Source organism: Brachyspira intermedia PWS/A (assembly GCF_000223215.1).
Classification (GTDB): Bacteria; Spirochaetota; Brachyspiria; order Brachyspirales; family Brachyspiraceae; genus Brachyspira; species Brachyspira intermedia.
Genome location: NC_017243.1, coordinates 363,273 through 384,948, shown reverse-complemented (window position 1 = coordinate 384,948; position 21,676 = coordinate 363,273). Strand labels below are relative to the sequence as shown.

The 21,676-nt window shown below is 26.2% G+C and carries 24 protein-coding genes; 16 read left to right on the top strand and 8 right to left on the bottom strand.

Features of this window, described 5'->3' with window-relative positions:
• Positions 1 to 405: 405 nt before the first annotated feature.
• From rseP to BINT_RS01680, 13 genes are all read left to right on the top strand, one after another.
• The gene (rseP, locus tag BINT_RS01745; protein ID WP_041177166.1) at positions 406 to 1,770 is read left to right on the top strand and encodes an RIP metalloprotease RseP; all 1,365 of its coding nucleotides are present in this window, start codon (positions 406 to 408) and stop codon (positions 1,768 to 1,770) included.
• 155 nt (positions 1,771 to 1,925) lie between these two features.
• Positions 1,926 to 2,618 carry a dTMP kinase gene (locus BINT_RS01740; RefSeq protein ID WP_014486841.1) on the top strand — a complete coding sequence of 231 codons (693 nt, stop codon included), beginning with the start codon at positions 1,926 to 1,928 and terminating at the stop codon, positions 2,616 to 2,618.
• Positions 2,615 to 3,304 (top strand): hypothetical protein, encoded by a 690-nt coding sequence (locus BINT_RS01735; RefSeq protein WP_014486840.1) that lies wholly within the window; start codon positions 2,615 to 2,617, stop codon positions 3,302 to 3,304. The genes BINT_RS01740 and BINT_RS01735 overlap by 4 nt, the downstream gene beginning before the upstream one ends.
• Positions 3,304 to 4,287, top strand: coding sequence for a glycosyltransferase family 9 protein (locus BINT_RS01730; protein ID WP_014486839.1), 984 nt, complete (start codon positions 3,304 to 3,306; stop codon positions 4,285 to 4,287). Before BINT_RS01735 ends, BINT_RS01730 begins: the two co-directional genes overlap by 1 nt.
• Before the next feature lie 30 nt (positions 4,288 to 4,317).
• On the top strand, positions 4,318 to 5,514 hold the full coding sequence (locus BINT_RS01725) for an aminotransferase class V-fold PLP-dependent enzyme (protein WP_014486838.1): 1,197 nt from the start codon (positions 4,318 to 4,320) through the stop codon (positions 5,512 to 5,514).
• Entirely contained in the window at positions 5,507 to 5,926 is a 420-nt protein-coding gene (locus BINT_RS01720; RefSeq protein ID WP_014486837.1) for a hypothetical protein, read from the top strand. Before BINT_RS01725 ends, BINT_RS01720 begins: the two co-directional genes overlap by 8 nt.
• 158 nt (positions 5,927 to 6,084) lie before the next feature.
• Complete coding sequence (locus BINT_RS01715) at positions 6,085 to 6,798, top strand: hypothetical protein (RefSeq protein ID WP_014486836.1); 714 nt, start codon at positions 6,085 to 6,087, stop codon at positions 6,796 to 6,798.
• Between the two features lie 556 nt (positions 6,799 to 7,354).
• The gene (locus tag BINT_RS01705) at positions 7,355 to 8,293 is read left to right on the top strand and encodes a glycosyltransferase family 2 protein (RefSeq protein WP_041177164.1); all 939 of its coding nucleotides are present in this window, start codon (positions 7,355 to 7,357) and stop codon (positions 8,291 to 8,293) included.
• 9 nt (positions 8,294 to 8,302) lie between these two features.
• Entirely contained in the window at positions 8,303 to 9,133 is an 831-nt protein-coding gene (locus BINT_RS01700) for a hypothetical protein (protein WP_014486834.1), read from the top strand.
• Between the two features lie 8 nt (positions 9,134 to 9,141).
• On the top strand, positions 9,142 to 9,540 hold the full coding sequence (locus BINT_RS01695) for a hypothetical protein (protein ID WP_014486833.1): 399 nt from the start codon (positions 9,142 to 9,144) through the stop codon (positions 9,538 to 9,540).
• Positions 9,541 to 9,558: 18 nt separating this feature from the next.
• Entirely contained in the window at positions 9,559 to 9,759 is a 201-nt protein-coding gene (locus BINT_RS01690; protein ID WP_014486832.1) for an adenylyl-sulfate kinase, read from the top strand.
• A gap of 57 nt (positions 9,760 to 9,816) precedes the next feature.
• Positions 9,817 to 10,158 carry a hypothetical protein gene (locus BINT_RS01685; protein WP_014486831.1) on the top strand — a complete coding sequence of 114 codons (342 nt, stop codon included), beginning with the start codon at positions 9,817 to 9,819 and terminating at the stop codon, positions 10,156 to 10,158.
• 193 nt (positions 10,159 to 10,351) lie between these two features.
• A complete protein-coding gene (locus tag BINT_RS01680; protein WP_014486830.1) occupies positions 10,352 to 12,763 on the top strand; it encodes a TIGR03960 family B12-binding radical SAM protein in 2,412 nt (803 codons plus the stop codon).
• A 166-nt stretch (positions 12,764 to 12,929) separates the two neighbouring features.
• On the opposite strand, the gene BINT_RS01675 is transcribed toward BINT_RS01680, so the two are convergent.
• From BINT_RS01675 to BINT_RS01655, 6 genes are all read right to left on the bottom strand, one after another.
• Positions 12,930 to 13,445, bottom strand: a complete 516-nt coding sequence (locus BINT_RS01675; RefSeq protein WP_014486829.1) for a hypothetical protein — start codon at positions 13,443 to 13,445, stop codon at positions 12,930 to 12,932.
• Between the two features lie 98 nt (positions 13,446 to 13,543).
• On the bottom strand, positions 13,544 to 13,810 hold the full coding sequence (locus BINT_RS01670; protein WP_014486828.1) for a hypothetical protein: 267 nt from the start codon (positions 13,808 to 13,810) through the stop codon (positions 13,544 to 13,546).
• Positions 13,811 to 13,923: 113 nt separating this feature from the next.
• The gene (locus tag BINT_RS14770) at positions 13,924 to 14,073 is read right to left on the bottom strand and encodes a hypothetical protein (protein ID WP_014486827.1); all 150 of its coding nucleotides are present in this window, start codon (positions 14,071 to 14,073) and stop codon (positions 13,924 to 13,926) included.
• A gap of 76 nt (positions 14,074 to 14,149) precedes the next feature.
• The gene (locus tag BINT_RS01665; RefSeq protein WP_014486826.1) at positions 14,150 to 14,659 is read right to left on the bottom strand and encodes a hypothetical protein; all 510 of its coding nucleotides are present in this window, start codon (positions 14,657 to 14,659) and stop codon (positions 14,150 to 14,152) included.
• Positions 14,660 to 14,681: 22 nt separating this feature from the next.
• The gene (locus BINT_RS01660; RefSeq protein WP_014486825.1) at positions 14,682 to 16,100 is read right to left on the bottom strand and encodes a UPF0164 family protein; all 1,419 of its coding nucleotides are present in this window, start codon (positions 16,098 to 16,100) and stop codon (positions 14,682 to 14,684) included.
• 19 nt (positions 16,101 to 16,119) lie between these two features.
• Positions 16,120 to 17,544 (bottom strand): hypothetical protein, encoded by a 1,425-nt coding sequence (locus tag BINT_RS01655; RefSeq protein WP_014486824.1) that lies wholly within the window; start codon positions 17,542 to 17,544, stop codon positions 16,120 to 16,122.
• Between the two features lie 475 nt (positions 17,545 to 18,019).
• On the opposite strand from BINT_RS01655, the gene BINT_RS01650 reads away from it, so the two are divergent.
• From BINT_RS01650 to BINT_RS01640, 3 genes are read left to right on the top strand one after another with little or no spacing between them, the layout of a single operon-like run.
• The gene (locus BINT_RS01650) at positions 18,020 to 18,436 is read left to right on the top strand and encodes a secondary thiamine-phosphate synthase enzyme YjbQ (protein WP_014486823.1); all 417 of its coding nucleotides are present in this window, start codon (positions 18,020 to 18,022) and stop codon (positions 18,434 to 18,436) included.
• Between the two features lie 10 nt (positions 18,437 to 18,446).
• Positions 18,447 to 19,403, top strand: coding sequence for a S66 peptidase family protein (locus tag BINT_RS01645; protein WP_014486822.1), 957 nt, complete (start codon positions 18,447 to 18,449; stop codon positions 19,401 to 19,403).
• A 40-nt stretch (positions 19,404 to 19,443) separates the two neighbouring features.
• The gene (locus BINT_RS01640) at positions 19,444 to 20,208 is read left to right on the top strand and encodes an HAD family hydrolase (RefSeq protein WP_014486821.1); all 765 of its coding nucleotides are present in this window, start codon (positions 19,444 to 19,446) and stop codon (positions 20,206 to 20,208) included.
• Positions 20,209 to 20,367: 159 nt separating this feature from the next.
• On the opposite strand, the gene BINT_RS01635 is transcribed toward BINT_RS01640, so the two are convergent.
• A complete protein-coding gene (locus BINT_RS01635; protein WP_014486820.1) occupies positions 20,368 to 20,778 on the bottom strand; it encodes a hypothetical protein in 411 nt (136 codons plus the stop codon).
• A 24-nt stretch (positions 20,779 to 20,802) separates the two neighbouring features.
• Complete coding sequence (prmC, locus tag BINT_RS01630; protein ID WP_014486819.1) at positions 20,803 to 21,675, bottom strand: peptide chain release factor N(5)-glutamine methyltransferase; 873 nt, start codon at positions 21,673 to 21,675, stop codon at positions 20,803 to 20,805.
• Position 21,676: the final 1 nt, after the last annotated feature.

Genomic DNA, 21,676 nt, shown 5'->3' with positions numbered 1-21,676 from the left:
AAGTAAATTTATATTAATTAGTTTAGTGTATTATATAGTAATTTTTACATATAATCAAATTAACAGTATTATTTAATTGATATAAACTTTATAACTATTTAATTTCAAAACTGTTAAATGTAAATTTATATATTATTGTCGGGATATAAAACTATTGATATTAAAGCCACATTGCTAATTTTGAACCTTTATTCTTTTTATAAAAAATGAATAAATTTAATATCCTTTGTTAATATTTTTCTTAAATTTAATAGATATAATTGTAAATGTATTGTAAATTCTAAAATTATGATATATTATGTTTATTATTTTTATAAAACATATTGAAATAAATTTATATTAAATATATACTTATTAGTAATAATTATCAATAAGTATTATAAATACAATTTTAGGAGGATTAATTTGAGTTGGATAGGCGCTATTATACTATTAAGTGTGCTTGTATTTGTTCATGAGATGGGGCATTTACTTGCGGGCTTAGCGGTTGGAATAAAGGCTGAGGCTTTCTCTATAGGTTTCGGCCCTATACTTTTTAAAAAAGAAATTAAAGGGATAGACTTTAGATTTTCTGCAATACCTTTCGGAGGATACTGCAAATTTAAAGGTGAAATTGCTGAAGACGGAAAAGTAGAAGAGGGAGATTTTTTAAATATGTCTCCTTTAAAAAGAATAATAGTTTATTTTGCAGGTCCTTTCTTTAATTATCTATTTGCTTTTGTACTTTTAGCTGTATTGGTTTCTATGCCATCAAAGATAGATTTATATTCGCCTACTGTATCAGTATTCAAAGACGGAAGATATATGCATTCAAAATCAGGCATAACATTAGCTTATGAATACGGAATACAAAGCGGAGATACTATAACTGCTATAAACGGTATAAAAGTAGAATCTGATAATGACATATTAAAAACAATAAATGATGAAGCTATACAGAAAGCTGCTGAAAATATAACTTTCACATTAAACAGAAACGGTGAAACTTTAGATATAGTAATACCTTCTGTAGAAATGTTAAAGGCATTAAGCGGAGAGAGAGCATTAGGATTATATTTTGGAAATGACCTTATAATAAAAAATGTAATTGCTGATTCTGCTGCTTCCGAAGCAGGGCTTATGGCAGGCGATAAAATAATATCTATCAATGGAATGAATGCCAATAATATAGCGGATTTTAGACCTATAGTAATGGATAATGCTTCTCAAAAAATCAATATCACAATTCTTAGAAATGGTGAAGAGATCACAAGAGAGGCTATACCAAGACCTGTAACTTCAAAAGCACTTGGAACTTATGGAAGTTTGGGAGTAGAGTTTGACAGCACTCCTATGAGAGTTGAAAAAGTAGCAGGAATACCTTTTCCAAAATCTATACCGGAGGCTTTCAAAGAAACAGGTAATTATATTGTTTCATATGTAAATGGATTAAAACTTCTATTCACAGGTAAATTATCAGTTCGCGAGAATTTGGGAGGCCCTGTTAGAATAATACAGATTTCTTCTCAGGTTATTTCTGTTGATATAGAGTACAGACTTAGAACTATACTCTCATTCACAGCTACTATAAGTTTGATACTTTTCCTTATGAATCTTCTTCCTCTTCCTGTAGTAGACGGAGGTATGATAGTATTTTCATTTATAGAGCTAATTATGAGAAGACCTATAGACAGAAAAGTTTTAACTAAGATACAGGCTGTAGGTGCTGCTTTCTTAATAACTTTAGCTATATTCATCACTATTAATGATATAACACAGTTGTTCAGATAAAATATTTATAAAAATAAAAAATATAAAGAGGCTTGTTTTTTAGAGCAGACCTCTTTTTATTTAATTAAGCATAACTAATATCATTATTTCAGGATAAATAATATTACATATAAATATACTTGACATAATTTACAAATTATTTTATCATTATAACAATGAATGTTTTTGATGAGCTATACAAAGTCTTTAATAGTATTATAGATAATAACAATATTAAATCACCTATTCCAATATTTTCTTTTGAAGGATTGCCAGGAGTTGGAAAAACAACTCAAATTAAAAAAGTTTCAAAATATTTAAGTGAAAAAGTAGGTAAAGTACATTATATAGATTTACCAACTTCATCACCTATAGGAAGCATTCTTAAATCACTATATTCAGATGAGAAAAAATGGAATGAAATAAGAATAAAAAATCCTTGGCTCAATCCTGTTATGCTTTCAACGGATTTAATAATATCTATTAATAATGCAGTGGAAAATGGCGCTAAATATGCAGTTATGTCAAGAGGAATTTTATCCACATATTATTATAATATCGATGCTTATGGGGAAGAGGATATAAATATAATATGGTCAAAAATGCAATATCATATGAAAGCTTTTTATAAACCTACTGCAATAATTTTTATGAACCTACCAGAAGAAGAGGCTCATAAACGTATCTTAAAAAGAAATAGAGGTCCTTTAAGAGAAATGGACAAGATAGAAAAAATGAAAAAAGATAGATTGGTATTTGATGATTTCATAAAACGTTTAGAAAATATACCAATTCATTATATAGATGCATTAGGCAGCGAAGAAGAAGTAACAGATAAAATTATAAAAGAGTTAAAAATATATCTATGAATAATATTATATATGGGCAATATGACTCAAATAAGTATCAATTAAAAAGATTTTATATTAATGATGTACCTTCATATATATTAAATATAATAAAAGAATTATCATATAAAAAACTCGCGATTATTAGAGGCGGAATGTCATTCATATTTCTACTATCAAAAAATGATTATATGCTAAAAGATATTGATATGATAGCATATTATAAAAATCAAAATGATATATTAAAAATTTTATCTAATAATTCAGAAATTATATATGTTAATAAAAATAGTTTTGGAAATACCGTAATTACTAGTTTTTGGAAATGCAGTTATTTTCACTTGGATGAATATTATAAATTGGATATATTATTAACTGAAGATATTATAGATTATGATGAATGCATATGGAATGGAAATAAATATTATTGCATTACAAAACAATATTTATTAACAGATAGAATATCTAAAATAAGAGAAAAGTTTCAAAGAAATCATGATGACAATAAAACTAAAAATCATTTTTATGTTTCTTATTATCTATCTGAATATATGATTAAAAATAATTACATCATAGATAAAAAATATAAAGATATAATTAGAGAAAAACTTATTGGAATAGATGATATATTAAAAAATATAGTTTCTGATAATGAAATTGATTTATTTTTTAATATGCAAAAGCAATTAATAGGTAGTTTTCAATAATGAGAATATTATTTTGTCAATTAAGAAATCATGGAGATATAATTAGAACTTTTCCTTCTATAGAAGCAATAAAGATCAATAATCCAAATTATTTTATAGGATATACATGTTTTGAAGAAATGCAAGAAACTTGTTCTCTTTGTAAAAGTATAGATATTATAATACCACAGCCAAAATTCTCACCAGTAACAGATACACAGGGAGGAACTAGAATATTAGACTGTTCAATATTTTATGAAACAATTGAAAAAGTCAAAAAAGAAAAATTTGATTTATATATTGATTTTCATGGAGTTTTTCAAAGTGCAATATTTGGCATGATGTGTAATATAAAACATAGATTAGGAAGAAGTAAAGAAACTTCAAAAGATGGTGCTAGTTTATTTTATACGGATATTTACTCTATAAAAGAGAAAAATATTAATAGAATGTTTAGGCATTTTGATTTATGCCAAAAGATTTTCCCAAATATAAAACCTATAATTAATAATTATGCCCAAAACAACAATAATATTATAAGTATATTTCCTGGAAGCAGTAAAATGGGAATATTAAAAAGATTAAATATAAATAAATATCTAGAGTTGGCAAATTTGCTTTCAAAAAAATCAGAAGTACAGTTTGTGCTTGGAAAAGAAGATGATGATTTGATAGAAGTTGTAAAGAAATCAGGATTTAATTTTATCATCACAAATTATTTAGAAATTATTTTAGATAAAATTATTAATAGTAAAATAGTAATAGGTAATGATTGTGCTTATACACATTTAGCTATTTGGAAAAATATTCCCACAATAATGATATGTGGTCCTACATCTGAAGTTATAAATGGAGTTTGGAAATTCGGAAAAGGAAAAACTATAAAAATAGAAAGTGATTGTATATGTAGTGATATATGGAATAATAAATGCCATAATAATCATAAATGCATGGAAAATATTACTATAGATTATATATTAGATAGTATTGAAGAATTTATTTAAAATACTTTTTATTAAAATAAATAAAACATTATGAAGAATTTAAGAAATGATTTTCCTATATATAGGAACAACACAAAATTAGTATATCTTGATTATGCTGCTACAACTTTTATGCCTGATAATGTAATATCGGCTTGGCATGATTTTCATTCCAATATTGGAGTTAGTATTAATAGAGGAAGCGGAATACTATCAGATAAAGCATCCGAAATATATTATAATAGCAAAAAAGAATTATTAAATTTTTTTGGTGCCTCAAGCAAATATGATATAGCCTTTACCAAAAATGCAACAGAAGGATTGAATTTGATGGCAAATACTATATCTAACTTTTTAAATGCAGGTGATTATATTCTAATGAGCCCATACGAACATCATAGTAATATAATACCTTGGAATGAGATAGCAAAATTAAAAGAAGCAAGCATTATACAATTTCCTATATTAGATGATGGTTCCTTAGATTATAATTTTATATATAATATTGATTATAAAAGGATAAAGATTATCAGTTTATCTTTAATATCTAATGTTACAGGATATCTGCTAGATTTACATACAATAAAAGATATAGCTAAACTAACAAATGCATATACAATATTAGATATATCTCAAGCTTGTGGACATATAAAATTAAATTTTGATGCCATAGATGCTGATGCTTTTGTCATGTCAGCACATAAAATGTATGGTCCCAAAAATATAGGCGCTTGTTTTATAAAAAAAGACTTAATTGATATTTTACCTCCATTTTTATTAGGAGGAGGTATGGTATGGAATACAATAGGCGGTAATATACAATGGCATTCTGGAGCAAGGAAATTTGATGCTGGAACTTTTGATATAGGATTAATTTATGCTTGGAGTAAAGCCTGTATATATTTAAACGATATAGATATGAAAAATATACAATCTTTTGAAGAAGATCTATTTGATTATACTAAAGATAAATTTAATGATTTAAGTGATATTTTGGATATAATACCATACGTTAATAAAAGTTCTATTTTTTCTTTTGATATACATTCCATACATACACATGATATAGCTGAAATACTTTCTAAAAACAATATAGAAATTAGAACAGGACATATGTGTTCCCAAAATACATTAAATATTTTTAATAAAACTAGCTTATGTAGAATTTCTTGGGGTATTGGCAGTTTTCATTCTGATATTGATAAATTGGTAGAAATAATAAAAAAGGAAACTAAAAGATATGAATAACAATATATTTAACAATTCTATTTGGGCTGCTGATTATATTGTGGAATCTAGCGGAATAGCATGTGGTGATCAATTAAGTATTTATATCTACAATAATAATGGCAAAATATTTTTCACTTTTTTATGCTTTTCTTGTAGTATATCAAAAAAATTTGCTGAATATTTGGAAATATCATTATCTGGAAAATCTAAAGAAGAGATATTAATAAATATAGAACGATTAAAAAATAAAAAGTATTTAGATTGTGAAAAGTGGATACTTGATATACCTAGACATAGATATGCATGTATAGAATCAGTAATAAATACATTAGCATCAATATTCAAAGAAGATAAAATATGCAGTATTGAAGAAGCTGAAATAAAGAATGAACCATTAGCTTGTGATGCATGTGTTAGTGTAAAAAAATAAATTGGCAATCTGATGATAATAACACAAAAAAAAAGTCATCTTTTATAGAAATTATACATAACTTCATTAAAAATATTGAAGATAAAGATGAAATACTACTTCAAAAATATGCTGTAGCTGTACTTAATGATAATGAAATAGATGAATTCAAAAAGCTTATGAATAATAATATTTCAGAAAAAATATATAAAAAAATAAAAAAGTTAAGGCTTGCTGCTCCTTATTATAATAATGCTTTTAAATATGGTGTAGAGTTAAATAAAAAGCTTGACATATTAGTATCTAAACAAATTGCAAGTATGATGATTTCTAATGAAGAAATTAAAATAATAGAAAAATATATAAAAAATAATAATCTAAAAATAGATTCTGTAAAAGGAGGCAAAACCAATATATTTTATCCTAAAAACATGTATAGGACACATATGGATTATGATTTCTTATCTTCTAATATAAAAGATGCTTTCATATTGATTAACTATTTAATAAATATTAGGGGATTTCGTTTGGTTGTAGGAGGATCAGTTCCTTTTTCATTTAAAACAGTATTTGACAATCAGAAAAATGAAACATTAACAGGACATATACATTTAGAAAAAGTACTTCAAGATAGATACCAAGTTATTATTGATATTAATATGGGAGGATTTCCATTAGGAAGAACATCATTAATAAAATGTAATGATAATGGAAAATTAGATTTAGAAGATTTAATTTGTATTACATTAGCACATCTATTTAAACATGAGCATGCATTTATAAAAGATATTAATGATTTATATTATTTATTAGAAAGCAGTGAAGTTAACAAAGAATTATTATTAAAAAAATCAATGATTATAACCTTAAAGATTTATTTTTTTAACTTATAACTTCCTTCGCAAAAATATGAAATTAAAAAATAAGTATAAGTCAAGTGGAAATAAACTTATGCTTCATATATCTAAAAACAATTGGCCATACTCTAAAAAAAGACATTTTTTAATCAAACTATTATATATGTTTAATTTATGTATTAAACAGTATGGACTTATAAATGGAATAATAGAAACCAAAAAACAGTTATGCGGATTTACGAATACAATAAATACTAAAAAATATAAAAAGATATGTAGTTTTTTTAATCAAAGAACGTATCTTTATCCCATTATTTTTTTAATAAATATTTTAATTTTGATAAAATAGATAATAATATTGAATTTATAGATGATATAATAGGTATTTATAATAATATAGCTATATTTCCAATAGGACTTTTTATTATCCAAACCAATGATAATCAAAAAGAATCAAGGGAGAATATGCAAAGAGATATAAATTACATATTCAGTATTTTTAATATATCGGAGAATGATTGTAATTATCATTATATTATGGAAGCAAGAAAAGATATTTGGCTTTATTAATTTTAACTATTGGATATTAATTATGAAAAAACTTTGTCTAATAACATACACTTTATTAGGTGAAACTTTCACAAATGAATTATATAAAATATCAGATAGATTAAACTTTAAATTAAACGGTAATTTTAAAGTAGTAGTTTATTGTGAAGAATTATTTCAACTTGAATACAGAGATTATGAAATAAAACTTATCAAAAAATCTTCTACTAAATATAAAAGACTAATAGACTTAATTGATACAGATGATTCTGAATATTTTATTAGTATAGATAATGATATAAGTGTAAATATGGAAAATATAGAAAAATTTATAGACATAGCTATTAATAATAATTATGAAATAGCTTGGGGAAAAATATACTCTAATACTCATAATAATTTTATTTCAAAGATAATAGCCGTAGATAAATTATTATCACATAATATTATAAGACCTTTATTATGGAAATTAAATATAGGTATATCTGTACCAGGACAACTTTTTTGTATAAAAGTAAATTCATTCAAAAATAAATTGATATACATGGATACTTATTTAGATGATTTAGCATTAGGTTTATATGCTAATACAAATAAAATTAATAAGTACATTACTTCAGATATTTTAGGTTATGAAAAGCTAAATACAAAATTTAAAAAACTTTGCCAACAAAGAAATAGATGGGCTATAGGGTATTCTTCTATTTTGAAAAAAGTATATAAAAACTACAGATACCTTATACTAATTTTAATACATGGTATAAACTACCATGCTTTATGGATATTACATTGGATTATTATAATATATATATTTAAATTATGTTATCAATTATCTTTAATATATGTATTATTAACTGCTTTTATAATAATAAATAAAAAAGTTGAACTATTTATATACTCTATAATATATCAATTTTTTTTCCCAATACTACATATAAAATGGATAATTAAAGTTTTTACTGAACTTATCAAAAAGGAGTAATTAGAAAATATGTCAATTAATATTAATTGTAAAGATGGTTTATACAATATAAAAGAAGAAACTTTTTTAAAAGCTTCAATTTTAACTTCAGGCATAATATTTTCAAACAATACTATAAAATTATTAAAAGATAAAAATATAAAACTGCAAAATATGGTTTATAATATGCCAATCAATAGTTCTAAAGATAGGCCTCAGGAATTAATAATAACAAATATAGATGATAACTATAAAACTGTTGTATCATGTGTAGCAAATAACAATGACATAAGAGAAGTAGAAATAGATGTGGATAATGAAGGAAATTTTATTGCCTTAGTAGATGGTAAAAAAATTGATAATATTAATATAGACTTTGTAAAAGAACCAAATTACTATAAAGCTTTATTAAGTAATGGAGAATATGCTAAAAAATATATATCTTCATGCGGTCTTGATGAACTTAATATAATACCATGGAAAGGATGTGCTATATCAAAAATGTGCCGTTTTTGCGGGGTAAATAATTTCATAAATGATGGAGAAGTTTCCGCATTTACATTTATAGAAAATAATAATTATTGGGAAGAATATAAAAAAGAATATATTAATAATCTGAAAGAAGCCATTTTAGTAGCTAAAAATGAAGAATGTTTTAAAGAACATATGCATCTTATTTTAATAGCTGGAAATTTATCTAATTCACAATTGGATTTAGAATCAAAAATATTTGCCGAAATTGCTAAAGAAATTTTTCCTTTAGTTAATGATAAAACTACAGAAGGAATTGTACTTGTTATAACACCTCCAAATGATTTAAATTTGATAAAAGAATTTAAAAAATCTGGTATAAAAAAATAGTATTTAATATGGAAGTCATTAATAGAGATTATCATAAAAAATATTGCCCCGGTAAATTTGAAATAGGATATGATTTTTTTGTAAATAGATTAAAGGAAGCTGTTAATATATATGGGAAAGGAAATGTTTGGAGTAATTTAGTATTTGGATTAGAGCCTATTGAATCTATGTTAGAATTATGTAAGGAATTTGCAAAAGAAGGCATAGTAATAAGTGCTAATATTTTACATTTAGATAAAGGAAACACTTTAGATTGTAAAATGCCCAATATATATGATGCTATTTATTTCTTCTACAATTTAGAAAAAATAAATAATGAGTATGGTTTTTTACCTTTCTATTGTTCAAAAGCATTAAGAACTAGTTTATCAAATGAAGTTTATGATAAAAGAATAATAAAACTATAAAATAATTAAAGGTAAATTATGAATATTATCATATTTACAGGGCTTCCTGCCAGCGGTAAAACATCTATATCAAAACATATATCTAATATTCTTGGAATTAAATGTATATCAAAAGATGATTTAAAAGTGGAATTATATGAAAAATATGGTTTTACTAGCAATGATGAAAAAAAATATTTAAGCACAATAGCTGATAAAAGAATGTATAAAAAATTATAAATATATTTTTAAAAACGTAGATTTAATTATAGATAATTATTTTAAAATTTTTATATAATGAAAGATATATTAAAAAACATAAGTTATAATAAAGTAACTATTATATGTATTTTTTGTTATGCTGATTACACTATATTAGCTAATAGATATAATGATAGAATTTTTAATAAAAAAAGACATATATCATTATCCATTAATAATCAATATCCTATAATAAATAATATTACAAAATTTCATGAAAAAATAAATATTAATAATGTTTTGCAATCATATAATCAAATAGAAGAAGAGGTCTTTGGAAATCACACATTAAAAATAAACACAAATAATATTGATAAAGATTTTAATATAATTTGCAATAATATAATTGAATTTATAAAAAATATTAAACAGTCATAGATTATATTTATAATACTTTTATTTAGTCAATAATAACAATAAAAGTATTTATTAATATTTACATATTTTCAATAATAATAAATATTATTAAATCATAAACTAATATTTTTCATAATATTATAATAAATTTGTATTATAATGAACTTTACTATATAATAATCATTCAAAATAATAATCGGGACTATATAAAATAATGAGCGAAAATTTGAAAAACGAAATACTAGAACTTGTTAAAAGTGAAGATATAATAAAGCCTACTAGATATTTAGGTGGTGAAATAAATGCAATAATAAAACCTGATATGCCTTTTAAATTCATTATGTGCTTTGCAGATATGTACGAAATAGCAATTAGCAATTTAGGGCTTTCTATACTTTATGAAGTTATTAACTCTATAGAATACGCTTCCTGTGAAAGAGTATATGCAGTAGCTGAAGACTTTGAAAAACTTTTAAAAGAAAAAAATATACCTCTTTATACTTTAGAAACTTTCAGCAGAGTAAAAGACGCTGATGTTTTGGGATTTACTTTGCAGTATGAACTTATATATACAAATATACTTCAGGTACTCGAATTAAGCCAAATACCTATACATAGAGATGAAAGAGGAGAAGATGTTCCTATAATAGCTGCAGGCGGACCAAGCGTATTCAATCCATTTCCTTTGGCTGATTTTATCGATGTATTTTTATTTGGTGAGTTTGATTTTGAGATGAAAAACTTTGTTGATATAATTTATAATCTCAAAAAGAATGGAGCTAAAAGAGATGATATTTTAAAAGAGCTTTCAAAACTTGAATATGCTTATGTTCCAAAATACCCAAGAGAACATGTAAAAAGAATATTCGTTGAAAATATTAATGAAATGCCTTATGTGAAGAAGCCTTTAGTACCTCTTGTAGAAGGCATTCAAAACAGAATATCTGTTGAAATAGCTAGAGGCTGTACTCATAGCTGCAGATTCTGTTTGGCTGGAATAACTTATCGCCCTGTAAGAAACCGCACTATAGAAAAAATTGTCGATATAGCAATGGAATCATTAGAAGCAACTGGAGCTAATACTTTAAATTTATTTTCTCTTTCCGCTGATGATTATCCTCATATTGGAGAATTAATTGAATATTTACAGACATTAGGAGAACATAAAGGATTTTCTCTTTCTCTTCCTTCATTAAGAATAGATTCATTTGATAAGGACACTGCAGACAGAATAGCACAGTTTAGAAAAACAGGCTTAACATTTGCATTGGAAGTAGGAAGCCATGAATTAAGAGAAAAAATCAATAAAGAAATGGACGAAGATGCCATATACAATATACTTGCAGATGTTCAGAAGATGGGTTGGAAAATAGTAAAAATTTATTTTATGATAGGATTCACTGATAATCCAGATAAAGAAGCTGATGAGATAATAGAAGCACTTGAAAAAATGATAAAGGTATCAAATAATAAAGTAAAAATAAATGCCGCTATCAATGTATTTATTCCAAAGCCACATACACCTTTAGAAAATAATAATCAGCTTACAGATGAAGAAGCAATTACTTATATAGGAAAGGTACGCGATCATTTCAGAGGAACTAAAGTAGCTATAAAATATCACCCTCCTAGAATGGCTGAAATTGAAGGCATAATTTCTAGAGGCGATGAAAAAATAGGAGATATTATTTATAAAGCATATAAGAAAGGTGCAAGATTTGATGCTTGGGTAGAATATTTTAAATATGATGTTTGGAAAGAAGTAATAGAAGAAAGCGGATACACAATCAAAGAATTATTAAGCAAAAAAATAAATACTCCTTGGAAATGCATTGATACTCTTGTAAGTCAAACTTTCTTTGATAAAGAATACGAAAGATTTCAAAACGGTAAATTCACAGATTACTGCTTTACAGGAAATTGTCAGAACTGCGGTATAGATTATAAAAAATACTGCCACAAATACAAAAAAGAAGTTTTAAATACAAATTTCACTCAAATGGTTGAAGAATTAAAAACTCTAAAGAAAAGAGATATATTCGCTGTAAACTATAAAGTGTTAATGAAATTCAAAAAAGAAGGTATATCATCACTTTTAGGAATGCATGATTTATCAAGGGTTATGATTTGTGCTTTAAAGATAGCAGGTGCAAGCATAGCATTAAGCAAAGGTTTTCACCCATTAGAAAAAGTTGTGTTTACTCCCCCTACTCCATTTGCATGCGAGAGTGAAGCAGAATATATGGAAATAAGTTTAACTGACTCTATGGACATAGACTTATTAAAAAACAAAATAAACAATTTACTTTCTCATATAGGAATTGAAATAATTAATGCAGTATCTACTCCTTTAAATGCTAAAAATATTCAAGCTCTTCCAAAAAATACTATTTACAAAATCGAAACCGATAATGATGAAGAAGCATTAAAAACACTATCAAACAAGGAAGATTTAAAAACAAGCGAGGAGAGAAAAGGCGATTATTTAGCTATAAAGAAAGGAGATGAGTTGCTCATAACACTTTTAGAAAGCAATGAAAAAGCTATAAGGGTACGCGACATAAAAAGCTATCTTTCAAAGAATAATATCAATATAAAAAATATTAGAAAGCTGGATCTAGTTTAACATTTGATTTTTTATTTATAATGTTTTTTAATATTTAATTTATAGAATCACTTTTTAATATTTGCTTTATTTTTTGCATTATATTATTTAAATGCTTATTAAAAATAAAAAACCCGCCTTATAAAATAAAGCGGGTCTTTTTATAAAATATGATTAATTCTAATATTTACTGCCAAAAATTTGCATACAGATAAATGTATATATATTTGATTGTATTTGGTAAATTATAATTTAAAGAAGAAATTGAAACTCTTAAAATATAATAACCAGAAGTAATATTATCTGGACTACTAATCCAATTAGCATCAGGAGTAAATATTACTTCTCCATTATAAGATTGTAATGCCGTCTTAAGATTATTCAATATTTCAGCTTCTTTTACATAGGGAGTATCTACTCCTGTTTGGTTAAAATTTAAAAAAAATACATAACGACGATTACCATCAAAAGTTAAAGAACCCACGCTAAAATTAAAATATCCAGTTTTTAATGTGTCATCATAAATCTTTCCTAAACTATTTAAAGCAGAATTTATTTTTACTTTGGCTTGTTCTTCAGTTAAAACTTCTCCTCCAACTATTCCAGTAATACTATCAGGAGCAGCTACACTTTTAGCACAGCTCATTGTAAATAATGATAAGCTCATCAATATAGATAAAATTAATAATAATTTTTTATTCATTTTTTATCTTCTTTTTATTATAAAAATAAATACCCGCCTTATAAAAATAAAACGGGGCTTTTTATAAAATATGATTAATTTAAAAAATATTATTCAATTTACGGCTGAGCAGTACCCCAATTTGCCATTAAATGAATTTTTACTGACTTTAAATTTTCAGGAATAGTAAGAAACTTAGAACTTATATTAACAGTTAAATAAACACTTACCTGACCATTAGGAGTAGTACCGTTATCCCAATCAGTATTCGGAACCAATTCCATTTTTGTACTACTCAATGCAGATATTCTTTGCCTAAGTTCGCTTAATACATAATTAGGATCGCAAGTATAACTCCACCAACCACCTGTTCCATCATTAGGCATCCTAATAACTGTGACACTATATGTTTCATATTCGCTGCCTATTTGTAATCCAGAAAAATCTATATATTGTTCAGGATTTAAAGTGCTAGCTTGAGAATTAGCATAAATAACACCTATTTTTTTAATTCTGTTTCTATATCAGTTTTTGTTATACCTTGTCCTGTTATAGGTATATCAGGAGCAGCTACACTGTTTGCACAGCCCATTGTAAATAACGATAAACTCATCAATATAGATAAAATTAATAATAATTTTTTATTCATTTTTCATATCCTTTTTTTATAAAATAGGAGGGAAAAGATGATTCCCCCCTCCTATGATAAAGTCAAAGTCAATTACTTACTGCCAAGTAATGTTTCCGCTTGTAGTAAGTACAAAAGTAAAATCTAATTTATTACCATATTTTCCTATAGCTTGTGCTGTTAAAATGTAATTAACAGTTTGTGCACTAGAACTAGAGTATTCATATTTTGTCCAATTACCAACAGAAATAGAGGATACACCATTTGCATAATAAGTTACACTTTGAAGAGATTCAGCTATCTTATTTAATATACTATTTTCATTAAATACAACAGGCTGTGTAGATGTAGTTGTAGGAGAGTATGTAAGAGTTACTGTATTTCCATTCATAGGGCTATATTGAACATTTTTTAAATCAATTTGAACATCACCATCTGTAATTATACTACCATAATTATAAGTGCTTATAGAACTTCCTACTTTCGAAATATCTAATGTTGAAGATTGATCAATTTGATTAGGAGCAGTTACACTTTTGGCACAGCTCATTGTAAATAATGATAAGCTCATCAATATAGATAAAATTAATAATAATTTTTTATTCATTTTTTATCTCCTATTTTTCGTATTAATTAAATCTGTAAGTTAATTGACCGCCAAAATTAAGATTATTAACACTTAAGCTATTTACTTCAGCATACAAGTCAATATCAAAATCTTCTCCTACCATAAAGCCCATACCAAAGAATCCTGCTATTCCTGCTTTAGTAGTTAATTTAGTAGTAACAGTTTTTAATGTTTCATCTAATGAACCATCTGCTTTTGCAGGTACATAAGTAGCCCAAGTAGTTTCTGCCTGTATCATCAAAGCAGTACCCATTCTTAATTGCCACCATTCAACCGGCTGCCAAGTAGTACCTATAGGAAGTTCAGCATAAGGAATGAATTTTACTTCACCGTTATATCCTGCATATCCTGTAGTTTGACCATTTCCAATTTTTTGAGAGCTATTTCCTGTATTAGTTACTGATAAACCTAAAGAAAGTTTAGGCTCCATAGCTAATTTTACCTGATCATTAGCCAAGCTCCAAGACAATGGGAAGCTTGCATATACATCCATAGCAAAACGATCTTTACCTTGTTTGCCTTCATATTTAGTTTCTGTACTGCCGCTTGCTACTGTACTTGTACCATTTTGACCGAAATTGTTATTAACACCAAAACCTATATTAGCACCTACAGTTATACCTGTCATAGGTCCTGAAGTAATACCCAAATTAAATTCAGGATTCAAATATAAAGATATATAATCTTCTCCTAAATAATCTACATAATCTTCTTTTTTATCTAAATATTTTCCTTGATACTTCCTATTATTTGCATGGAAAACTATTCCTATAGGTATAGTTAATTTATGCTCGCCGAACTTTATAGAAGCAGCTATTTCATGAGTCCAGATACCATCATTATAAATTGTAGCATAGTCTGTTTTTTGATCTTTATTTATTGTTTGACCTACAGAATATATATAAGAAGATGTTCCAGTATTAGGCCCCATTCTAAAATAATAATGTATAGCAGCCATATCATTTATTCTGAAAGCAGCTCTTAAAGCAGCCTGAGAATTGATAGTCCATAAATTGTTACCAGTTCCTGTTGTATTTCCATTTTTATCTTTTGTTATATTAGCACTATCATTAAATTGATATCTTGCCACAAAACCTAAATACATATTATTAGGCAAAGCTACACCGAAAGCACCTTGTACTCCATTATTAAAAGGAGGAACACCTAAATCCTCTGTACCGCCTCCATTAGCAGAAAAAGAAGTTCCTCCTAAATATCCTGCTGTAAAGAATGATCTTTGTAAATCGAATATATCTTTTGATTTTACTTTATCAGAATCTGTAGAAAACTGACCTGCTGTTGCTCTTTTTACTGCTGAATTATCTAATACCCAAGTATCAGTACCTTGAGCAAATACATAAGCTGAAATTAATAAAGAACCAAATAATATAAATTTTATTTTATTAAAAACTTTTAACATAAGTTATCTCCAAATATTATTAATTAAATCTATAAGTTAATTGACCGCCGAATCCCATTGTAAAGAAGTTCAACTGCTGAGCTTCTGCATACAAGTCTAAATTAAAGTCGTCTGTAACAATGAATCCCATACCGAAGAATCCTGCTATACCAGACATTGTTTGATATGAAGTAGTTTTATTAGCTTTTCCATTTGCATCTTTAGCTTGACTTATAGTGATATCAGCACCTAATAATAAAGCTGTACCGAATCTTAATTCATACCATTCAACAGGTCTCCATAATGTACCTATAGGAAGCTCAATTACTGGCATAATTGATAAATAATCACTTCCGTAAATATTATTAATAACTGTTGCAGCACCTCCATTAACGCTTTGCTCCATTTTATCAGTATTATTTATAACAAACTCTAAATTGATTTGAGGCTCCATAGCCAATGATACCTGATCATTAGCCAAGCTCCATTCCATAGGGAAACTAGCCCAAACACCTAAATCAACTACTGCTGCCTTTTGAGTAGTTTTATATTCATTTTTTGTATATGTTGGTGTTCCAGTACCACTTTGATTTTGATCTGCAAATACACCATTTTTACCTACATTATGAGTAAGTTTTGCTTCTAAATTAAGCCCCATGTTTATACCTGTCATAGGTCCTGCAGGAAGACTTAAGAAAAACTCAGGCTCTAAGCCCAACCAAATACCATCACCTTCTACATAATTAACATTATCAACATTTATTTTACTATTAGCAGTACCAGTATTTAGATATTTACTACCTTTTTCTTTTGTATTCATAGCATTAAATGTTACGCTTACAGGTATAGTTAATTTATGCTCACCGAATTTGATAGCTGCTTCTATTTCATGTCTCCAGCTTCCATAATTATTATAAGTTTTATAATCTTCATTAGGATTTTTAGTATGATTTTCATTATAAATAAAAGGAGTACCTGTAAATCCGTATAATATAAAATTATAATGTACTGCTGCCATATCATTTATTCTTAAAGCTGCAATGAAATTAGCTGTTGAGTTTATTTGCCATTTTGTTCCGCTTATAGTATCTTTTCTTGTTTCATAGTTAGCACTATCATTAAGATTATATGCTGCTCCTATACCTAAATACATACCGGCAGGCAAAGCCACACCGAAAGAACCTTGAACACCGTTGTTTATTCCTTTAGCAGTTGCTGTACCATTTCCATCACCGCTAATAGCTCCTGATGCCTGACCTAAATATCCAGCTGAAAAGAATGATCTTTGCAAGTCGAATATATCTTTTGCATTTACTTTGTCAGAGTCTGTAGAAAACTGACCTGCTGTTGCTCTTTTTACTGCTGAATTATCAATAGTAAGCTCAACTGCAAATGCCGATGTTGAAATTAGCAAAGAACCTAGTAGTACAGCTAGGAACTTTACTTTTTTACTAACTTTCTTCATAAAGTTATCTCCTAAAATTATTCTTTATTTTTTATTATATATTAAAATTCTTAAAAATAAGAATATTAACATCTAAAGTATGCTGAATAAATTTAATTATTCAGCAATATAATAGAAAAAAGTTTTATTAACCGTATATTAATATAATACAAATATATAATATCATACAATATAATATTGCATATGATTTTATCAAAAATAATTACATTATTCAATAGTTATTGCATATTTTTTTTAAAAAAATAATATTTTTTAATTTTTATAAGAAAAATAAAGAAATGTATAATAGCTTTGTTATTTTTCTTTACGGAATTATTTTTTATATAAAAAGAACATATAGATTTTGTAAGTTTTATTAAAAATACATTGTAACAAATATTAATAAGTCGTAAAATATTAAATAACTATCATTAAAAAACTTGTCATACTTAATATTTTACTATATCATGATCATAATATTTTTTAGGAGAATAAAATGAAATCTTATAGAAAAGTTTTGGAAATAAATTACCCTAAAAGGAGAGGTTATATAAATATCACTCCTGAAGTTCAAAAATGCTTAAATGAAAGCGGTATTAAAGAGGGACTTGTTTTATGCAATGCTATGAATATAACAGCAAGCGTATTTATTAATGATGATGAAAGCGGACTACATCAGGATTTTGAAGTATGGCTTGAAAAATTAGCACCTGAAAAACCTCATAGTCAATATAATCATAACGGCTATGAAGATAATGCTGATGCTCATATGAAAAGACAATTAATGGGAAGAGAAGTTGTTGTGGCTGTTACAGATGGAAAACTTGATTTTGGAACTTGGGAGCAGATTTTCTATGGAGAATATGACGGAAAAAGAGTTAAAAGAGTATTGATAAAAATTATAGGAGAATGATATTAATTTTATGATAAAGCCAAAAAGATTAGAAAAAGGAAATACCATAGGAATAATAACCCCTTCAAGTGCATGCCCGAAAGATAAACTTGATGAAGGAATAGAATATTTAGAAAATAGAGGATACAAAGTAAAATTGTCAAAACATGTATTTGATAATTATAATGGATACGGCGGAACTGATGAAGCAAGGGCGGAAGATTTAAATAATTTTTTTAAAGATGATGAAGTTGATGCTATTATATGCTCAAGAGGCGGTTACGGAGCTGTAAGAATACTTGATAAATTGAATTATGATATTATAAAAAATAACCCTAAAATATTTGCAGGATACAGTGATATAACTTCTTTTCATTTGGCTTTTTATGAAAAAACAGAACTCATCACTTTTCATGCCCCAATGGTAAGCATAGATATGGTAAAAGGAAAATCATTCGATGAGGCTTCATTAAATAATATGTTCGATGTTTTAGAAAGCAGAGAAAAAATCATTTATAAAAATCCTGACGGCTCAGAGTTTGAAAGCATATCTTATGGAAATGACTCAAAAGCAGAAGGCATATTGATAGGCGGAAATTTCATTGTAATGATGTCTAGTTTCTGCACAGAATATTTTCCAAAATTAAATAAAGATTATATCTTATATATAGAAGAAGTAGATGAAAAACCTTATAAGATTGACAGGATTATATCTACTTTATTTAATTCAAAAGAAATAGGAAAATCAATAAAAGGAATCGTAGTAGGAGATTTTGAAAACTGCGATTTAGTTGAAGGTGAAAAAGAAACAGGTTTTAGAACTGCTAAAGAAACTATAATAGAAAGATTAAGCAATTTAAATATACCTGTACTCACAAATGTAAAATGCGGACATGGAAAAACTAAACTTACTATGGCTCATGGTGCCATGGTAAAGATTGATGCTAAAAATAAAAGTTTTGAAACATTAGAAAATGTACTGATATAAAAAGTTTAAACAATAAAAATAAAAAATTAAGAGAGTTATTATGAAATTGTTTTTTAGCGATTATGATATGACTATATATATTCATGAAAAAATTGATGAAAGTGTTTTTGATGCTGTGAAAAAATGGAGAGAAGCTGGAAACATTTTTACTATAGCAACCGGAAGAAATAAATTTTCTATATTTGAACATATTGAAAGACATGGATTAGAGTTTGATTATTTAATAGCTAATAACGGAGCTTTGGTATTCAATAATAAAAGAGAAGTAATATTTAAAGATACTATAGATGATGAAGTATCATATAAGGTTATAAGATTTTTGCATGAGAAGTTCGGCGGTACTGTAGAAATAGCAAATGATAATTATATAATATCCGTAAAATCAAAAGACGGAAATGATATACTTCCTTTTAGAGTGGATAAAAAAATAAATATAGAAGAAATAGAAACTGTAAAAGATATTATACAAATAAACAAAATGACTCCTAATGCAGAAACTACTGAAATTGTAGCAAATACCATTAATAAAGAATTTGAAGAAGTAATAGCTTTTGCTAATATTAGAACTGTTGATATAGTAAAGCATACTGTTAATAAAGCTAATGGTGTTGATTTTGTATATAAACTTCTTAAAAATAATAATAAGGCTATAGATAAAATATTGGTTGCAGGCGACTCTAATAATGATATAGAAATGATAAAAAGATATGATGGTTATGCACAGATTAATGCAAATGAAAAAATAAAAGCTATAACAAATAAATATTTTAATTTTATTTCTGACATTATTTACAAAGAATTATAAACTATTGCTTTAAATACCGTATTAGGGTATAATCATACATGCCAATTATAAAGGAGTATATATGTGAGGAATATTTTGTATAATCGGTCTGATTATAGCAGGTATAGTAAGTTTATTTGATAAATTAAGAGGAAAAAAAGAATAAACGAACCTTTAATATTAATTTGAATATTTTTCTAATAATTCATCTATTAATTTTATTTTGTCTTTATTTTTTATATGATAGAATTTACCTATTGTAGTAGGAAAATAATCTTCCTCTTTTAATTTATATATTTTAACTTTGGCAGCTATTACCCAATCTGAAACATTAACCCTATCAATTTCATTTTTATTAAATTTAATATTGAACTTATCAAGAGAATCTGAATCAGTCAAAGCCTCAGCAATAGCAACAGCAGTTAAACCATCTGCTATCATTATTCTAGTACCTTTTAAAAATTTCTTTTCTTTTACTTTTTCTGACCCTGCCTTCACCTCGGCAAATACAATATTATGCTTATAAAATATATCTAAAAGTTTAATATCACCATGCTCCCCTCTTCTGCTTCCAAACTTAACATACTGCATTATTATATTCTCCTTAAAATTAAATTAACAATTCTTAATATTCTCACAAATAAGAAATCTATCCTTACCGCTTAAATCTTTTTTTACAGATACATTTTTTATATCAAGAGAATTGCATATATTAATCAATGCCTCTCCCTGATCATAGCCTATTTCAAAAAAGAAAGCTCCATTATCTTTTAAATATTTTTCTATTATACTTAAAAAACTCTTATAAAAATCAAGTCCGTCATAACCTGAATATAATGCATTTTGAGGCTCGAAGTCCAAATCTTTTTGAAGAAAATCTTTATCTCTTAAAGGCACATAAGGAGCATTTGAAACTATTATATCAAATTTATTTTCTGGTGTAAAACTTAAAGCATCAGCATTTATTATATTTATAATTTTTTCATCTCCTAATATATTTAAAGCATTTTTCTTTATAACTTGAAAAGCTCCATTACTAATTTCAATAGCTGTAATATCTATATTTTTATTCCAATCTAAAAATAATTTTTTTAATGTTATAGGTATATTTCCGCTTCCTGAACCAATATCGCATATTGAAATATTATCTTTATCCTTTGCATAGCACAACAATAAATCAATAAGCTCTTCAGTTTCAGGTCTTGGTATAAGCACATTATTATCAACATAAAAATCGAATCCGTAAAATTCTTTTTTATTTATGATATAAGACAAAGGTTCATAATTAAGACGTCTATTTATAAAACTCTCTATTTTATTTATATCACTCTCTGTAAGCTCCCTCAAACCTTCTGATATTAATTTTACTTTAGATAGGTTCAAAGTATGCATTATAATAGTTTGTGCCTCAATATATGATACTTTATAATCATCATTGATTTTTTCTAATTGTTTAGTGTAATTGATTATTGCCTGACTTATATTCATA

Bases quoted from the DNA above. Each gene is read 5' to 3' on its own strand.
- BINT_RS01695 (WP_014486833.1), top strand. From the start codon at position 9,142: ATGGAAGTCATTAATAGAGATTATCATAAAAAATATTGCCCCGGTAAA.
- BINT_RS01735 (WP_014486840.1), top strand. From the start codon at position 2,615: ATGAATAATATTATATATGGGCAATATGACTCAAATAAGTATCAATTA.
- BINT_RS01655 (WP_014486824.1), bottom strand. From the start codon at position 17,544: ATGAAGAAAGTTAGTAAAAAAGTAAAGTTCCTAGCTGTACTACTAGGT.
- BINT_RS01720 (WP_014486837.1), top strand. From the start codon at position 5,507: ATGAATAACAATATATTTAACAATTCTATTTGGGCTGCTGATTATATT.
- BINT_RS01680 (WP_014486830.1), top strand. From the start codon at position 10,352: ATGAGCGAAAATTTGAAAAACGAAATACTAGAACTTGTTAAAAGTGAA.
- BINT_RS01730 (WP_014486839.1), top strand. From the start codon at position 3,304: ATGAGAATATTATTTTGTCAATTAAGAAATCATGGAGATATAATTAGA.
- BINT_RS01670 (WP_014486828.1), bottom strand. From the start codon at position 13,810: ATGCCTAATGATGGAACAGGTGGTTGGTGGAGTTATACTTGCGATCCT.
- BINT_RS01740 (WP_014486841.1), top strand. From the start codon at position 1,926: ATGAATGTTTTTGATGAGCTATACAAAGTCTTTAATAGTATTATAGAT.
- BINT_RS01675 (WP_014486829.1), bottom strand. From the start codon at position 13,445: ATGAATAAAAAATTATTATTAATTTTATCTATATTGATGAGCTTATCA.
- BINT_RS01650 (WP_014486823.1), top strand. From the start codon at position 18,020: ATGAAATCTTATAGAAAAGTTTTGGAAATAAATTACCCTAAAAGGAGA.
- BINT_RS01645 (WP_014486822.1), top strand. From the start codon at position 18,447: ATGATAAAGCCAAAAAGATTAGAAAAAGGAAATACCATAGGAATAATA.
- BINT_RS01715 (WP_014486836.1), top strand. From the start codon at position 6,085: ATGAATAATAATATTTCAGAAAAAATATATAAAAAAATAAAAAAGTTA.
- prmC (WP_014486819.1), bottom strand. From the start codon at position 21,675: ATGAATATAAGTCAGGCAATAATCAATTACACTAAACAATTAGAAAAA.
- BINT_RS01700 (WP_014486834.1), top strand. From the start codon at position 8,303: ATGTCAATTAATATTAATTGTAAAGATGGTTTATACAATATAAAAGAA.
- BINT_RS01705 (WP_041177164.1), top strand. From the start codon at position 7,355: ATGAAAAAACTTTGTCTAATAACATACACTTTATTAGGTGAAACTTTC.
- BINT_RS01665 (WP_014486826.1), bottom strand. From the start codon at position 14,659: ATGAATAAAAAATTATTATTAATTTTATCTATATTGATGAGCTTATCA.
- BINT_RS01640 (WP_014486821.1), top strand. From the start codon at position 19,444: ATGAAATTGTTTTTTAGCGATTATGATATGACTATATATATTCATGAA.
- BINT_RS01725 (WP_014486838.1), top strand. From the start codon at position 4,318: ATGAAGAATTTAAGAAATGATTTTCCTATATATAGGAACAACACAAAA.
- BINT_RS01660 (WP_014486825.1), bottom strand. From the start codon at position 16,100: ATGTTAAAAGTTTTTAATAAAATAAAATTTATATTATTTGGTTCTTTA.
- BINT_RS01635 (WP_014486820.1), bottom strand. From the start codon at position 20,778: ATGCAGTATGTTAAGTTTGGAAGCAGAAGAGGGGAGCATGGTGATATT.
- BINT_RS01685 (WP_014486831.1), top strand. From the start codon at position 9,817: ATGAAAGATATATTAAAAAACATAAGTTATAATAAAGTAACTATTATA.
- BINT_RS01690 (WP_014486832.1), top strand. From the start codon at position 9,559: ATGAATATTATCATATTTACAGGGCTTCCTGCCAGCGGTAAAACATCT.
- BINT_RS14770 (WP_014486827.1), bottom strand. From the start codon at position 14,073: ATGAATAAAAAATTATTATTAATTTTATCTATATTGATGAGTTTATCG.